This is a genomic window from Cupriavidus sp. MEYA8, from assembly GCF_059278825.1.
This window is the reverse complement of record NZ_JCAEMD010000003.1, coordinates 104,131-119,582: the sequence shown is the minus strand read 5'-3', so window position 1 is coordinate 119,582 and position 15,452 is coordinate 104,131. Positions and strand designations below refer to the sequence as shown.

At 62.9% G+C, this 15,452-nt stretch carries 6 protein-coding genes and 9 pseudogenes; 9 read left to right on the top strand and 6 right to left on the bottom strand.

From position 1 onward, the window contains the following. Positions 1-367 precede the first annotated feature (367 nt). Positions 368-724 (top strand): annotated as a pseudogene (locus AC5WJ1_RS28500) (transposase family protein); the annotation flags it as partial. A gap of 296 nt (positions 725-1,020) precedes the next feature. Here AC5WJ1_RS28500 and AC5WJ1_RS28495 read toward each other — a convergent pair. Further along, positions 1,021-1,197, bottom strand: a pseudogene (locus AC5WJ1_RS28495) (transposase); the annotation flags it as partial. A gap of 386 nt (positions 1,198-1,583) precedes the next feature. Further along, positions 1,584-3,154, bottom strand: a protein-coding gene (locus tag AC5WJ1_RS28490; protein WP_494477296.1) for an IS3 family transposase whose coding sequence is annotated in 2 segments (ribosomal slippage) — positions 1,584-2,725 and positions 2,725-3,154 — 1,572 coding nt in all. Because the reading frame shifts where the segments join, the coding sequence is not laid out codon by codon here. 172 nt (positions 3,155-3,326) lie between these two features. Between AC5WJ1_RS28490 and AC5WJ1_RS28485 the strand changes: the two are divergent. Further along, positions 3,327-3,695: pseudogene (locus AC5WJ1_RS28485) on the top strand (IS110 family transposase); the annotation flags it as partial. Between the two features lie 49 nt (positions 3,696-3,744). Here AC5WJ1_RS28485 and AC5WJ1_RS28480 read toward each other — a convergent pair. Beyond that, a pseudogene (locus AC5WJ1_RS28480) lies at positions 3,745-4,383 on the bottom strand (IS4 family transposase); the annotation flags it as partial. Positions 4,384-4,645: 262 nt separating this feature from the next. Next, positions 4,646-4,789: pseudogene (locus AC5WJ1_RS28475) on the bottom strand (transposase DNA-binding-containing protein); the annotation flags it as partial. 195 nt (positions 4,790-4,984) lie between these two features. On the opposite strand from AC5WJ1_RS28475, the gene AC5WJ1_RS28470 reads away from it, so the two are divergent. From AC5WJ1_RS28470 to AC5WJ1_RS28445, 6 genes and pseudogenes are all read left to right on the top strand, one after another. After that, on the top strand, positions 4,985-5,563 hold the full coding sequence (locus AC5WJ1_RS28470) for a BapA prefix-like domain-containing protein (protein ID WP_494477295.1): 579 nt from the start codon (positions 4,985-4,987) through the stop codon (positions 5,561-5,563). Beyond that, positions 5,530-6,855, top strand: a pseudogene (locus AC5WJ1_RS28465) (Ig-like domain-containing protein); the annotation flags it as partial. The gene AC5WJ1_RS28470 and the pseudogene AC5WJ1_RS28465, both read left to right, overlap by 34 nt. A 342-nt stretch (positions 6,856-7,197) precedes the next feature. Beyond that, positions 7,198-8,010, top strand: a complete 813-nt coding sequence (locus tag AC5WJ1_RS28460) for a calcium-binding protein (RefSeq protein ID WP_494477389.1) — start codon at positions 7,198-7,200, stop codon at positions 8,008-8,010. Positions 8,011-8,127: 117 nt separating this feature from the next. Beyond that, the gene (locus tag AC5WJ1_RS28455) at positions 8,128-9,558 is read left to right on the top strand and encodes a TolC family protein (protein ID WP_494477294.1); all 1,431 of its coding nucleotides are present in this window, start codon (positions 8,128-8,130) and stop codon (positions 9,556-9,558) included. A 55-nt stretch (positions 9,559-9,613) separates the two neighbouring features. Next, positions 9,614-11,397 (top strand): annotated as a pseudogene (locus AC5WJ1_RS28450) (type I secretion system permease/ATPase); the annotation flags it as partial. Further along, entirely contained in the window at positions 11,394-12,566 is a 1,173-nt protein-coding gene (locus AC5WJ1_RS28445; protein ID WP_494477293.1) for a beta-barrel domain-containing protein, read from the top strand. The pseudogene AC5WJ1_RS28450 and the gene AC5WJ1_RS28445, both read left to right, overlap by 4 nt. A 250-nt stretch (positions 12,567-12,816) precedes the next feature. Here the strand turns inward: AC5WJ1_RS28445 and AC5WJ1_RS28440 are convergent. Continuing rightward, positions 12,817-13,457, bottom strand: a pseudogene (locus AC5WJ1_RS28440) (IS6 family transposase). A gap of 290 nt (positions 13,458-13,747) precedes the next feature. Between AC5WJ1_RS28440 and AC5WJ1_RS28435 the strand changes: the two are divergent. Continuing rightward, complete coding sequence (locus AC5WJ1_RS28435; protein ID WP_494477292.1) at positions 13,748-14,371, top strand: class I SAM-dependent methyltransferase; 624 nt, start codon at positions 13,748-13,750, stop codon at positions 14,369-14,371. On the opposite strand, the pseudogene AC5WJ1_RS28430 reads toward AC5WJ1_RS28435, so the two are convergent. Next, positions 14,327-15,421: pseudogene (locus tag AC5WJ1_RS28430) on the bottom strand (CaiB/BaiF CoA transferase family protein). The gene AC5WJ1_RS28435 and the pseudogene AC5WJ1_RS28430 sit on opposite strands and share 45 nt — an antisense overlap. Between the last annotated feature and the right edge of the window lie 31 nt (positions 15,422-15,452).

Sequence of the window (15,452 nt, the reverse complement as noted above, 5' to 3'; positions counted from 1 at the left end):
GAAGGCGCAAATAAACACAGTCAGTAGCCGAAGGGTTCTCGAATCCACCACCACCAACGGTACGGAACAGGGCGGCAGGAACTTGGGTTGACGCTTCATATGAACTCAGGAAGGCTAACTGGAACAATCAAAAAGACGGCCGTTTGCCTGGCAACGGTTTCCAGATGACCTCGAGGGCCGTTAACTGCAATGGCAAGTGGTGAATGAACAATCAATACGGACGGGATCAGAAGGATGGCCAAGCCGTTCATGCAAGCCCGGTCTGGGCCGGCGCAATCTTCCTGCAGAGACGGGCTCCTGCTAGCGGCGCTGATGCGACTGGCAACGCGCCGGCGCTTGGCAGAGCCGTGCTGGCGGCGGCTTGCCAAAACTGCGAGCCGCCAGCCAGATCGACTTCTCTCGCGTGGTCGTCGATTTCTCGGCATTTTGCGCAAATGGGGTAGATGAAAAACAGGGATGAACGCGACGGAACGTGGGCGGCCAAGTTCCAAGCGCCACAGCGCAATCATCGCCAACTGCATTCCCGTTGCCACCATCGTGCCAGGCGCAAACGCCCGTGATGTCACGCAATTGCCGCGCTTGATACGTGGTCGCGGTATGTGCAAATTCCGTCTTTGATCGAGCGCACTCATGCCAGGTTGCTCAATTCCGTCGTCTTCGTATTCGCTTTGAGCACCGTGCGAATATCCACGGCGCCTTCCTCAAACTCGGTTGCAGCCTGATTCATGAAAATGCCGCGGCAACTTCCACTCTGCCCCTGAACGATCGCGTGTACGGGCAAAGCCTGGTCCCTGCATGGTCAGCGCCAATACACCGGACAACAACACGCAACCGACGCGCTGGGCACATCTGCCTTCCCCGCCTGTGGTCGGTCCGGGCTCGTATTGATCTTTGCCACGTGGGCCTCAAACAGATTGATCGCCATCAACATCCGATGCCACCTTCCCCGTCACCTGCTTGGCATCGTTGATGCATGACCTACGCGGCCTCGCGCTCGGCGTGTCCGTCCGCATTGGTCACCTTCTTCTGCGCGATGGCCTGCACCTCGTTGAAGTACTCGATCACAGCATCATGCTTAATCAGCCGTTCGCGGTTCTTGGTGAAGACCGTGGGCACCCAAACTGGGCGGTCCATCGACAGCCCGATGAAGCGGCGAAACAGCAGGTTGTAATGCTTCTGCTCCATCAGTTGACGTTCGAGCGGATGCTGAGGAGCGCCTGAGCGTACACGCGATTTCATACGATGGCCTGTATTACTAGCGGTATTTTGAGAAAATTTCAGATTCATTGAGTGGCGTACTGGTATTGTTTTCTCATACTTTTGTGCAGGTAACGGACTTAACAGGTCGTCGAAAATACCTCCAGCGGAGGTCAGCGTGACAACTGGCTGAAGCGTTGATTTGAGGACCCCACCCAACCCATCCCCTTATACAGAAGTAGGCTGTAAACAAGAGCGCATCCTCTTGCCATTACCCACATTTTTCACGCCCCAGCCAGTATCCGAGCTCAATGTCGATAAGACGATGCATGCCGCGCCAGATGACCTTATTTCCCCGGCGCGCGTCAAGGTAGATGTCGCCTCATTCATGCAGCCAAACGCTGGTTTTCGGCGCCTGGCTTGATACTGGTGGGCACGGCAATCTCGCGCTCCGGATTGAGCGTGACCGTGTCGATTGGCGACCAGTCTCGAGTGTTGCATGACCAGCGACGCGGGTTGTGCTCACGGGCCTGAACATACAGCGCGTGGCGCGCGGCGAGAATCTTGTCGTCTTGTCCGGCGTGGCGCTGCGCCGGGCTCACGTAGCGGATGCCGCTGTGCCGGTGCTCATGGTTGTACCAGTGGACGAAGTGGGCCGCCCACGTACGCGCCGTGGCCAGATCGGCAAAGCCTGTAGACGGGAACTCCGGCCGGTACTTGGCCGTGCGGAAGAGGCTCTCGACGAAGGCATTGTCGTCGCTCACACGCGGGCGCGAGTACGAAGGCTTGACCCCCAGCCAGTGCAGCATCGCCAGCACCGTGGTGGCCTTGAGCGTGGCGCCGTTATCGCCATGCAGCACCGGCTTGGCCTCCATGGCATGGATGCCCTCGGCCAGCGCCGTGCGCTTGACCAGATGCGCCGCGTGGTCGGCGTCGTCACGGTCGTGAACCTCGAAGCCCACGATCTTGCGGCTGTACACGTCCAGGATGAGGTACAGATAGAACCAGCGCCCGGCGACCTCAGCCGGCAAATAGGTCATGTCCCAGCACCACAGTTGGCGTGGCCCGGTGGCCACGTGCGTGGTGGGCGGACGGCTTTGGCGCGGCGCCTTGGCGCGTCCTCGGTGCCGGGTCTGCCCATGGGCGCGCAGCACCCGGCCGAAGCTCGATTCGCTGGCCAGGTAGACACCCTCATCGGCCAGCATGGGCACGATGCGCGCCGGCGGCATGTCGGCGAAGCGCGGCTCGTTGGCAACGGCCAGAATGCGTTCGCGCTCCTCGATGCTCAGCGCATGCGCGGGCGTGGGCCGCTCGGCCCCGGGGCGGCGGTCGCCGACCACCAAGCCATCGTGGGCCTTCCAGCGTTGCAGCGTGCGCACGGTTATGCCAGCTACCTCGCAGGCCAGGCGCAGGCGAGCACCGCCTGCGTGAGCGGTTTCGATATGGCGGACCATCGTTTGGCGATCTTCCAGGCCGATCATGCGTCCTCGTCCTTGTCCTTCGGGAAGATCCCCTCGAGCTTTTTTGAGAGTATCAACAGGGCGGCGGCTTCGGCCAGGGCCTTCTCCTTGCGGCGCAGCTCGCGCTCGAGTTCCTTGATGCGGCGCCGATCGGCCTTTGTCTCACGATGGGTGGCGCGCGCATCCTCGGGCTCAGCCAGCGCCTGCGTGGCGGCAGTGCGCCACTGCTCCAACTCCTGCGGATACACACCGTTCTCACGGCACCAGGCGTTCTTGCTGGCCACGTCCATCGCAGCCGTCGCCAGCACCGCCTCAAACCTGGCCGCCGCTGTCCATGCCCGCTCGCGAGCGGGCATGGACATAGCGTCTGCGCGCCAGCGCTCAAGCGTGGCCACTGCCACACCTAATTCCCTTGAAACCACTTCCACCGCCGCACTCTCCGGCGGTAACAACCGTGCTACCGCCCGGTCCTTGAATTCTTGTCCGTAACGAGCCACTTCTATCTCTTATCGCCCCCAGGGTTCAAATTCTATCGGGGCGACAAATGGTATGAACGCCCCCACCTACCGCCAGATACGGAGGCGCAAAATGAGCGATTCCCCACATTTCAACGTCATCGATGCGGCCAAAATGAAGATGATCACTGACTTCATCACCGGAGAGTTCGAAATGAAGCGTACGACGGTCGGGGTGGATATCGCGAAGAGTGTCTTCCAGCTTCACTGGGTGGATGCTGACACAGGCGAAATTGTGAACAAGCAACTAAAGCGCGCCGTGTTCCTCGAACATTTTGCGAATCGCGAACCGTGCCTTATTGGCATGGCGGCCTGTGGCGGTTCCCAGCACTGGGCACGGCGATTGACCGAGATGGGCCACCAGATCAAGCTGATGCCGGCGAAGTTCGTCAAGGCTTTCGTGATCGGCAACAAGAATGACCCGGCTGATGCGCGTGCGATCTGGATGGCCACACAGATGCCAAGCAAAGCCGTCGCAGTGAAGACCGAAGCGCAGCAGGCCGTACTAGCTTTACATCGGTTGCTGTACGCAACTGCGACTCTTCAGCCTTGCAGCCGGACTTCAGGTTCTTGTGAAACGTCTCTATTTTCCAGCGCATCGCGTACCAGTCGATCTTTTCGATAGCTTCGACACGTGAGTTCACCGACAGGTCAGTTACAAGCTTCCATTCGATACGCGGCCGGCCCGCTGGCTCGCTGCGCTCCGTCGCATGAATGACGGTCAGCCTGAGCGCCGGATAGTGCCGCTGCTTGCTGACAGGCGGTAAGATCGTAATGCGCCGGTACCGGATCTCCATAAGCGCCTTCTGGGGGCGCCCTTTTGAGTCGCGAAATTCGATCCGATGCAATCCCTTCACTCGCACTTCCGACATTTCATCTGCAACGGTGTGCTCGCCGTCGCCGGCTAGCCTGTCAGTGCAGGTACGCACCAGAAAATGCGTTCCAAGCTCACCCGCAGCGCAGAACAGTTCAAAGATGTCACTCTCTCGGTCACCAATATGCACACAGCGATCCGGATCTCCGAGTCGAGTCGTTGACTGCCGCAGATTCTCAATCCAGCGAAAGCTTTCTTTTTTCTCGATCGGTATGCGTGTGAAATTGACTTTGCTCCGTAACGTCCTGGTGTCTTTGGACTCCTTGCGGCTCCAGAACTTGATGGCTGTCAGCCCGAGCGGCAGTCCTTGCGGCGTCACCGCGAGGCTTGAATGCATCAGGATGCCGCATTGCGTGCTTGCCTTGTCGCGACCGTATCGCTCGGCTGCGGTCAGTGTGTTGCTTGCATAACCGACGCTCGGGATGTTCCCTTTCGTACGAGAACGTAGTGGTGTCCTGCAGTACAAGAATCGGGCCATCGGTCGTGGAAAAGCGCTGCGCAGTTGCCTCGAAATGCCCACTCAGAATGTCCTGCTCACTGACGCGTTCATTGTCCATGAAGCGATAGGCTGCCTTGGTATTGGCCCAGTCCTGGCAGGCAAGCGGAATGGTCTGCCCCATACCCTTCCATAGTCGGTCAAGCAGCAGTCCAAACCGCTTGCGAAGCCTGACGTCTCGGAACTCGCTTCCCGCAATCTCCTGATCCAGCCATGACTCCTCTTCTGCTTGTTCTTCTCCTGCCATTCGTCACGTAGTTATTCTGAACGGCCGCAGGTTAACAGAATTTCTCAATAAGATGTGGGTAATCACAAGGAGCGCATCCTGGGTTTACTGTCGTCTTTTTGACGGCAGGTATGGATGCGACGGTAGTGAAGTCTAGTGAAGCATGGCCGCAATGCATAACCGGGTACTCGTTTTCGCAAGAAAGGATAGACATCAATGACTTCGTCAATTGCTCTGACCAACCATACCGATATTCCTGTGCCTGAGGATATGAAAAGCGTCGCGGCGCCCGACAGCCCCGCCAATTTCCTGCTCGCGGCAAACAAGGAAACGGTTGCAAACTACGGGCGCGCCGGCAATGACCTGACCATTGAATTTACGGATGGCCGCAGCCTGCGGATCGAGGGATTCTTCACAAAAGGGGCCGACTACAACAACCTGGTCTTCATGCAGGAAGACGGGCGCTGGCTGGTCCTCTTTGACCAGGCACTGATCGATGGCGGCGATGGGATTGCCGAGGCCTCGGTGGTGTACGAGCCGATCAACGACAGCGCTTCCGCGTTGGCACTGCTGGGAATACTGGGCGCCGCAGGCATTGGCGCCGCCATTGCTGCAGGCAGTGGCGGGGATGGCGGCACCGGCCCGTTGGCCCGTCCCACCATGACTCTGTCAACGGCCGGCCGCCGGCGACGAGCGGCGCGACGACCACCAACGATTCCACGCCGACATTCCAGGGGTCTGGCGCCGCCCCCAATGGCAAGGTCGTTGTCACGGTCGACAATCAGCCGCCGGTGACGGTGACGGCCGACGGCAACGGCAACTGGACCTACACGCCGGGAACGTTGCCCGACGGGCCGCATCAGGTCACCGTCAGCCAGACAGACGGAGCGGGCAAGACCAGCGATCCAACGGTAGCTACGGTCGCCGTGGACACGACGGCACCGTCCGCACCGGCGATCACCGCTGTCACGGACGAGGGCGATCCGATTGCAAACGGGGCAACGACCAACGATACGACGCCGACCTTGTCCGGCACGGGTGAGGCTGGCGCCACGGTCACCGTCTATGACAACGGGGTCTCGATTGGGACGACGACCGTCGCTGCGGACGGCTCCTGGACCTTCACACCCGCCGCTCCGCTTTCAGATGGCTCTCATGTCTTTACCGCCGGGCTGACAGACGCCGCGGGCAATGCCAGCGCCCCCAGTCCAGCGTTTGGCCTGGCTGTGGACAGCACGGCGCCAGCCGCGCCCGTCATCGCCACCCTCACCGACGATGCCGCCCCAGCCACCGGCAACATCCCCGCCGGCGGCACCACCAACGACACCACCCCGACCATCGCCGGTACCACCGAGCCAGGCAGCACCGTCAACGTCTATGACGGCACCACGCTGATCGGCACCGTCACCGCCGACGGCGCCGGCAACTGGACGCTCACGCCGACGCTCGTCGAGGGCAACCACAGCCTTACCGCCACGACCACCGACGCGGCGGGCAACACCAGTGCCAGCACGCCGTTCGCCGTGACGGTGGATACCACGCCCCCGGCCGCGCCCGTCATCGCCACCCTCACCGACGATGCCGCCCCAACCACCGGCAACATCCCCGCCGGCGGCACCACCAACGACACCACCCCGGCCATCGCCGGCACCACCGAGCCAGGCAGCACCGTCAACGTCTATGACGGCACCACGCTGATCGGCACCGTCACCGCCGACGGCGCCGGCAACTGGACGCTCACGCCGACGCTCGTCGAGGGCAACCACAGCCTTACTGCCACGACCACCGACGCGGCGGGCAACACCAGTGGTGCCAGCACGCCGTTCGCCGTGACGGTGGATACCACTGCCCCTGCCGCATCCATCGCCGTCACGGGAATCACCGACGACACGGGCGTGGTCGGAGACTGGGTCACTGGCGATACCACGCCGATCTTCAGCGGCACCCTGGGCAGTCCGCTCGGCAGCGGCGAGACCGTGCAAGTCAGCCTGGACGGCGGCGCCACCTGGAGCCCGGCCAGCGTCAACGGGACTAACTGGTCGTGGTTCGCCCCAGGCCAACTCGCCGATGGTGGCTATACCCTGGAGACTCGGGTGGTGGACAACGCTGGCAACGTCGGCAACATCGCTACCCAGACCTTCACCATTGCGCATAATGTTGCCCCTGAAGCGGGGGTGACCGTTGCCGGCGGCCTGCTCGGCATCGCCGACGCTAACGTGCTGGGGCTGATCGACCTGAGTCAGCAGCAGTTCTTTACGGCCAGCGACTACAACGACAACATCCAGAATGTGGTGCTGCATTACGGTGGATTGGGCGGGATACTCTCCACGCAGCAGTTCGATGCCAACCTGGCGCTGGCCGCCGAGCTGGGGCTGCAATTCACCGTGACCAACAACCCTGGTATCCTTGGCCTCGGCGCATCGTCCGACATGACGATCACGGCGCTCGATGGCGGCCCGATCGACAATCTCAAGCTGAATGAGTTTCTCGCCTCGATCACCCTGGATAGCGGCGGGCTGGCTGGCACCAACGTGGACCTGCTCAACAGCATCAGCATCACGGCCACCGATTCCACAGTCCTCACGGGCTCAGCGACCGCCGGCCAGCTTCTGTCCGTCGGCGTCCTGACGACCCTGCTGGACAGTTCGCAATCATCCTCCATCATCGAGGGCACGTCAGGCAACGACACAGTCACGGGGACTGCGGGCAACGACCGCCTATACGGCTATGCCGGCGACGATACGCTGGATGCCGGCGACGGCAATGACCTGCTGCGGGGCGGCGCGGGTAACGACGTGCTGTTGGGCGGCGCGGGCAACGACATCCTGATCGGTGGCAGCGGCAACGATACGCTCACCGGCGGCGCCGGCGGCGACGTGTTCCTGTGGGAGGTCAACGCGGCGGATAACGGCGGCGGCAACGGTACCGACGTCATCACTGACTTCACGGTTGCCGCCAGCCCCGACGACCCCGCCGCCGACCGGCTCGATGTCTCTCACCTGCTGGTTGGCTACCAGGCGGATGCCGATGGCCCAGCGCACTATGTCAATGGAACGCCAACCATTGATGCCGGCGATACGATCGCCAACTACCTCACGGTCACCAATGTCGGCGGCAATACGGTCGTCACCATCGACCGCGACGGCAGCGGCACCGCTTTTGCGCCGCAAACTCTGGTCACGCTGAACAATGTGACGACCAACCTGGAGACGCTTCTGGCGAATCATCAGATCGTAGTCTGAACGGCGTGTCCGCAGAGGCGTGCCTGCCTCTGCGGACAGGCTTCAAGCGGGAATGCCGGCTGGCATTCCCGGCTCGCGATGCGCGAGCTGCCGTGCCCTTGTCTGCCCGCGAAGTTCATGACGCCCCCTTTCTTCACCCGTTTGGCATGCCCTCGTCCACAGTTGAACTCCTCCTTGCCCCGGCAAGGCTCCCCGCTTGCCCTGCCGCTCGTGCTCGCCGTGATAGCGGCCATCGCTCCCGCACAAGCCGGTGCCGTGGCGTTCGCCGCCGATATGCCCTACCCGGCGCGCGCTGCGCCCGAAGCGCAGGCAGCCGGCCCGGTCCGCCGGGTTGCCATTGACGGCCTGACCTTGCGAAATGCGGTCGGCATCGCGATCTCGCGCCACCCCGACATCAGCCGCGCCAATGCCGTCGTGGCTCAGAGCACGTCCGAGGTAGAGGTGGCGCGGGCCGCCTGGTACCCCAAGATCGAATATGGCGTGCTGCCCGGCTACGGCGGCGGCTTCGGCAGCGGCGGCAACAGTAGCGGGGCCCGTGCCACGCTTGCCGTCAAACAGCTACTCTACGACTTCGGACGCACCGCGAGCCGGGTCTCGGCAGCTGACGCTACACTGAACAAGCAGCAATATCTGCTTGCCGACACGGTTGAAACGGTGGCCTACAACACCGCAGCCAGCTTTATCGAGCTCGCGGCAAGCCAGGACGTGATTGCTGCCGCCAAGCGTCAGGTCGCCGCCCTGGGTGAAATACGGGTAAAGATCGTCGACCGGGTCAAAGCCGGGCTTTCGGTGTCTTCCGACCGCAACCTCGCTGACGTTGCCATCCTGCGCGCACAAGCCGAGGTGCTGAAGGCGAATACGCGCTTCGATGTTGCCGCCTCAAAGCTTGCGGAGCTAATCGGCACGCGGCCGCAACGGGTCAGCAATCTCGGCGCGAGCGCCGAGTATGTACGGCGGCTTGGTGATACTGGCCTGGATACCGAGGGGACGCCATCGGTCCTCGCCGCCGGCGCTGCCAGGGATGCTGCCGAGGCAAGGCTCCGGCTGGCCGAGGCCGAGCGATTTCCCTCGATCGGCATCGGCTTCAGCCGTTCGGTGTCGACTGGGCGCGCCAATGCCAACGACGATACCTGGGTGGGCTTGTCACTGACCGGTGACTTCTCGCTGGGCAATCTGGCCCAGCACCGGATCGCGGCTGCCGAGGCCGACCGGCGCGCGGCGTCGGATGCGCTCGAGAACCAGCGGCTGGTGACGCGAACCGCGCTCAACGCCGCCGCCACCGAGGCTGCCGGCGCCGCGGCGCGGTTGTCGAGCTACGAGCAGATCATTGGCCTGTCGCACGCCTCGCGCGATCTTTACTGGCAGGAATACATGCTGAACAAGCGATCGCTGACTGAAGTCTTCAATCCGGAGCGCGAGATCTTCCTCGCTGAGGTCGAATGGACCAACGCCATTGCCGACGGCCTGCTCGCGCAGATCAAGACCTACGTGGCAGTGGGCAAGCTGGTGGAACTGCTGCGCGAGCACGGAGGACAACGCGATGAGTGAAGCCGCTCCCCCGGAATCGAACCGCCCGGCCGCCGGGCCGGCGCTTGAACGCGACCCGTCGCGGCACCGCCGCGTGGATGCCTACCTGGCCGAAAGGCCCGAATCCTGGCTCAGAGACATCTTCGCCGGCCACTGGAAAGGCCTGCTCGAGCTCGGCGCCGGTTCGCTCTTCAGTAACCTGTTGGCGATCGCCACCTCGCTGTTCGCCATGCAGGTCTGGGACCGCGTGGTTCCCGCACGCTCCACCCATATGTTGTGGGTGCTGGCTTCCGGCGTGGGCCTCGCGCTCCTGCTCGAACTGGTGCTCAGGACGGCGCGCGTCTCCATTGCGGACCATCTCGGCAAGCAGGCCGACCTGAAGCTCTCGGCGATGTTCTTCACGCGCGTGCTCGATATCCGCAACGATGCCCGCCCCAAGGTCGCCGGGCACGCTGATCGCGCAGTTGCGCGACCTGGAGCAACTGCGCGAGCTGCTCACCTCAAGCACCCTGGGCGTGCTGATCGACCTGCCCTTTGTCGCCGCCTTCCTGTTCATCATCTGGATCCTGGGCGGGCCGCTCGTGCTGGTGCCCCTGGCGGCGATCCCGTTGCTGGTGCTGCCCGGCATCGTGGCCCAGATTCCGCTGTCAAGGCTGTCGCAGCAGGGACTTGCCGAAGCCGCGCTCAGGAACGCCATCCTGATGGAATCCATATACCGCGCCGAAGACATCAAGGCGCTGCAGGCAGAGCCGCGCTTCTGCCTGCTGTGGGACCGCGCCAACCAGGTCAGCGCCAACATCGGCCTGAAGCAGCGTTGCCCTGGCGGGGCTGCTGATCAACATCTCGCAGACGGCACAGCAGCTCGCCTATGTCGGCGTGCTGATCGCCGGGGTCTATGGCATTCTCGACGCCAGCCTGTCTTTTGGCGCGGTGCTGGCCTGTTCCATCCTCACCAGCCGCACCATTGCGCCGCTTTCCCAGATTCCCGCCGTGCTGGGGCGCATCCAGAATGTCCGCGCCGGCAAGCTCGGGCTGGACCGGCTGCTGTCCCTGCCGGTCGACCATGACGCAAATAAGGATACCTATCACAAGCCGTCACTGTACGGCCGCTACCAGTTCGACGACGTGGTCTACCGCTTCGATCCACAGGACCGGCCGGCGCTGGTCGTGCCGCGGCTGACGATCAAGCCCGGTGAACGCATCGCCATCCTTGGCCGCGTCGGCGCCGGCAAATCCACGCTGCTGCGGCTCGCCGCCGGCCTTGCCGTGCCCGGCCAGGGCCGTGTCCTGCTAGACGACACGCCGATGGCGCTGATCGACGTCGACGATATCCGACGCAATGTCGGGGCGGTCCTGCAGGATTCGAGCCTGTTCTACGGCTCGCTGCGCGAGAACCTGCGCATCGCCAATCCGCAAGCCAGCGACGAGGATATCCTGGCGGCCATGCACCTGTCTTGCGCGGACCAGCTCGTGCTCAACCAGCCGCACGGGCTTGACCTGACGCTGCGCGAAAGCGGGCTGGGCCTGTCCGGCGGCCAGAAGCAGGCGCTCATCTTGGCGAGGACCTTCCTGCGCGCACCCAACGTGCTGTTGCTGGACGAGCCAACCGCCTCGCTGGACGAAGCCACCGAGCATGCGGTCATCAATCGCCTGAAGAACTGGCTCGGCCATCGGACGCTGATCGTTGCCACCCATCGCTATTCCGTGCTGGCGCTGGTGGACCGGATCCTCGTCATCGACGGCGGACGGATCGTGCGCGACGGCCCGAAGCACGAAATCCTGATGGCCCTGAAAGGCGAAGCGGCTGCCGAAGGACCCGGCCAGGCCCAAGCGGCCGTGGCGGCGGAGGCAACACCATGAGCGGCCATTCCACCTCAACGCGCGGCGAACAAAGTGGCCCGCCGGCGCGGCTTCTTCTATGGCTGATCATCGCGGCAATCTCGGCCTTCTTCGTCTGGGCGGCCTTTGCCGGGCTCGATGAAGTTGCCGTTGGCGAGGGCAAGGTGACGCCGGCTTCCAAAGGCCAGGTGATCCAGAGCCTGGAGGGCGGCATCCTGTCCGAGCTGGCGGTGCGCGAAGGCGACGTGGTCGAGGCCGGCCAGAAGCTGGCCACGCTGGACCCTGTGCAGGCGCGCTCCTCGATGGAAGAGACACTTGAACGCATCGCCGCATTGCAGGCACGCGCTGCACGCCTGCAGGCTGAAATGAATGACCGCGGCGAAGTCACCTTCCCTGCCGAGCTGGCCCGGGACACCGCCGTTGTCGACCGCGAGCGCCAGTTGTTCGTGGCGAACCGGCGGGCCTTCAAGGAGAACGTCGCCAATCTTCGCGAGCAGTTGCGCCTGGCCGAGGACGAGCTCAGGATCGCAATGCCGCTGCTGAAGAGTGGCGCCACCAACGAGGTCGAGATCCTGCGGCTGAAGCAGAAGGCCGCCGAGTTCTCCACCAAACTGGCTGCCACGCAGAGCGAATACTATGTTGCCCTCAAGGCGGACTACGCCACCACGATGGCCGACCTGGGGCCGCTGCTGAAGATCCGCGAGGGCCGCGCCGACCAGTTGCGCCGCACCGTGATCACCTCGCCCGCGCGCGGCATCGTCAAGGATATCCGGGTCTCCACGATCGGCGGCGTGATCGGCGCGGGCGGCGTGCTGATGGAGATTGTCCCGCTCGGCGACCAGTTGCTGATCGAGGCGCGCCTGAGCCCGAGGGATATCGCCTTTATCCATCCAGGCCAGGACGCTACGGTAAAGATCACGGCGTTCGAGTCATCGGTGTATGGGTCGCTGCCTGCCAGCGTCCAAAGGATATCTCCGGACACGATCGAAGACCAGGTCGACAGGCGCATCTACTACTATCGCGTCTACGTGCTTACAGAGCATGGCTACCTGGAGACGAGGGACGGCAAGCGCCATCCGATCATGCCCGGCATGGTCGCGACCACGGAAATCAGGACCGGACGCAGGACCGTTCTGCAGTACCTGCTCAAACCACTGAATCGCGCGGCGGAGGCACTGCGCGAGCGATAGCACCAGCTTGCCCCCGGGTTCGCCACCGTCACGGATGCCCTGAACGAGCCTCCGGCTCGGAACGTCGATCCCGACCCCGAGATCAGGCTCGGTTTTATCGCAATAAGCCTCCGGTAGAATGAGCCGGTATTCGAACTCAGGCAAGGTGGGCAGTGGTGATGAACGCGGAGATTGCGAAGGTATTGAAGCGCCTGGGCTCTGTCGCAATAAAGCGAGCGAGGGCGGAACGAAGCCTGGGGGCACTGTTGCCTTATGCAGCCAGGGAATAGAACTGCTGCGCAGCCGACGGATTGCTCCCTTCGTGGCACTGCATTTGGCCTTTGGCGCTCATATGCATGAGCTCAATGCCGCCCAGCAAGATGCGGGCGCAGCGGAAGTCCTTGAAGCCAAGCATTGGTCGAGTCTGGCGCTTGATGGCCCGATGGTCCTGCTCGACGATGTTGTTCAGATATTTGACCTGTCGAATGGCGATGGGAGCTCCCTGCTCGGCGTTGATGTCGCGCAGGGCCGCCAGGTTGGCCGGGCTGCCGTCGATGGTCACTGAGTCGGGCTGGCCGTTATGCGCGATGGCCTTCTCGAAAAACCGCCGCGCCGCAGCCTTGTCACGCTGGGCGCGCAGCAGGAAGTCGATGGTATGGCCCGCCTTGTCGACCGCCCGCTACAGATACTTCCACTGGCCGCGTACCAGGATGTAGGTCTCGTCCATGCGCCAGCTTTTCCCCACCGGGCGCTTGCGAGAGCGAAAGATCTTGTTTTCAACGCCGGCAGCAATTTCAGCGCCCAGCGGTGCACGGTCGAATGGTCAACCGAGATGCCACGCTCGGCCATCATTTGCCCGAGATGACGCAGGCTCAGCGGGTAGGCCACATACCACCGCACGCAGGTCAGCATCACCTCCAGCGGGTAGTGCAGACGCTTCAATACCTTCCCACTTCCAAGTTCATGACCGCTGCCAACACCTGCTGAATTCGACAGCGGCCCATTCTACCGGAGGCTTATTGCGACAGAGCCGTCGGCCGAGACCAGCGATGTTCAGCCACCCGCCGGTAATTCCTGGCTGTCTGTCTATGGTGTCAAGACGAGCCGGTCGCATCGCGACGGAACACCGACTCGAAGTTGGGTGCAATCTAGAGGCCATGCAGGCGCTAGAATCTTAGCGAACCAATCTCCGGGGGAAAGGGATGCAATCGAAGACTCATTGGGAACACATCTACACGGCGAAATCGTCTACTGAAGTCAGTTGGTATCAGCCGCACGCGACGCTGTCGCTGGGTCTGATTAAACGAATCGGCCTCGGGCTGGATACCGCGATCATCGATGTCGGCGGCGGCGCATCAACGCTGACAGATGATTTGGTCGCTCTTGGTTACCACAACCTCTCCGTGCTGGATCTCTCCGGCGAAGCGCTGGCCGTGGCGCGTAGACGGCTCGGAGAGAAAAAGTCCGGGCTCGTGCAATGGATTGAGGCTGATGTCACTTCTGCCCCATTGCCAGAGCGGTCCTTTGATGTTTGGCATGACCGCGCGGTGTTTCACTTCCTCACAGACGAGGCCGACCGCTGCGCGTATGTCGATCAGGTAATGCGTGCGGTAAAGCCGGGCGGCCACGTAATCGTCGCCACCTTCGCTCCTGACGGACCCTCCGAGTGCAGCGGTCTTCCAGTAGTCCAGTACGACGCGGGTTCCCTACACAGTGAATTCGGCCCGGCATTCAAACTGGTCGAACACGACGAAGAAGCACACGTCACGCCGGCGGGGCGCTTACAGCATTTCATCTACTGCCACTGTGTTATTAAACCGCATTGACCTGAGTCCGTCACCGCTGTCGGGAAGCGACGAGTCACCGAGAAACGCAGCGGGCTGCGCAGCGAAGGCGCATCCACGCCCCTTGCATGCGGCATGCTTCACCAGGAGTTCACGGTGCTGCACCTGCGGATCGGCAAAGACTTCGTCCATGCGGTTGATCGGCCCGCACGGGACGACTGCGCGTTCTAGCACGGCAAGCAGGTCCGCGGATTTCCACGTGCCGATGCGCGCATCGAGCAGCTCGCGTAGCTGCGGCCGGTTGTCGACGCGGCCCGTGTTCAGGCGGAAGCGTTCATCCGCTATCAGTTCCGGGCAGCCCAGCACTTTGCACAGCGCGGCGACCTGGCCGTCGCTGCCGACGCCGATGATCAGCTGGCCGTCGGCGCGGCGGAACACCTCCGACGGGGCCGCCACCGGATTGGTGTTGCCCACGCGCTGGGGTACCTTGCCGGTCATGTGGTAGCCCAGGGCCAGGTGTCCGTTGGCCGCGACCGATGCATCGATCATGGCGGCATCGATGTACTGGCCTTCCCCGGTGGCCTGCCGATGGTAGAGCGCACCCATCAGGGCGACAGAGGCATAGAGGCCGGTCTGAATGTCTGTCAGCGGAATCGCGGTGCGCATCGGCGCGGCCCCCGGACTGCCGTCGGGCTGGCCACAGGTGCTCATCAGGCCCGCCATGCCTTGTAGGACGAAATCATAAGCGGGGCGCGTGGCATAGGGGCCGTCGGCGCCGAAGCCGGTCACCGAACAATAAATGATGTCGGCGCGCACGGCGCAGATCGATTCGTAGTCCAGCCCGTACTTCTTCAGACTGCCGGCCTTGTAGTTTTCCACCACCACGTCGCATTGCGCGGCGAGGCGGCGTACCAGCTCGGCGCCTTCCGGCTGCGAGATGTCGACGGTGACAGACTACTTGCACCGGTTGCAGCACAGGAAGAAGGCTGAGTCGTTGGTCTGCTGGCCATTGGCGTTGGTCAGGAATGGCCCCAACTTGCGGGTGTCGTCGCCATCGCCGGGCTTTTCGATCTTGTAGACCGTGGCGCCCATGTCGGCCATGTTCTGCGTGGCCCAAGGCCCG

Excerpts from the sequence above, each read along its gene's own strand:
- AC5WJ1_RS28470 (WP_494477295.1), top strand. The coding sequence starts at position 4,985 with ATGACTTCGTCAATTGCTCTGACCAACCATACCGATATTCCTGTGCCT.
- AC5WJ1_RS28460 (WP_494477389.1), top strand. The coding sequence starts at position 7,198 with ATGACGATCACGGCGCTCGATGGCGGCCCGATCGACAATCTCAAGCTG.
- AC5WJ1_RS28455 (WP_494477294.1), top strand. The coding sequence starts at position 8,128 with ATGACGCCCCCTTTCTTCACCCGTTTGGCATGCCCTCGTCCACAGTTG.
- AC5WJ1_RS28445 (WP_494477293.1), top strand. The coding sequence starts at position 11,394 with ATGAGCGGCCATTCCACCTCAACGCGCGGCGAACAAAGTGGCCCGCCG.
- AC5WJ1_RS28435 (WP_494477292.1), top strand. The coding sequence starts at position 13,748 with ATGCAATCGAAGACTCATTGGGAACACATCTACACGGCGAAATCGTCT.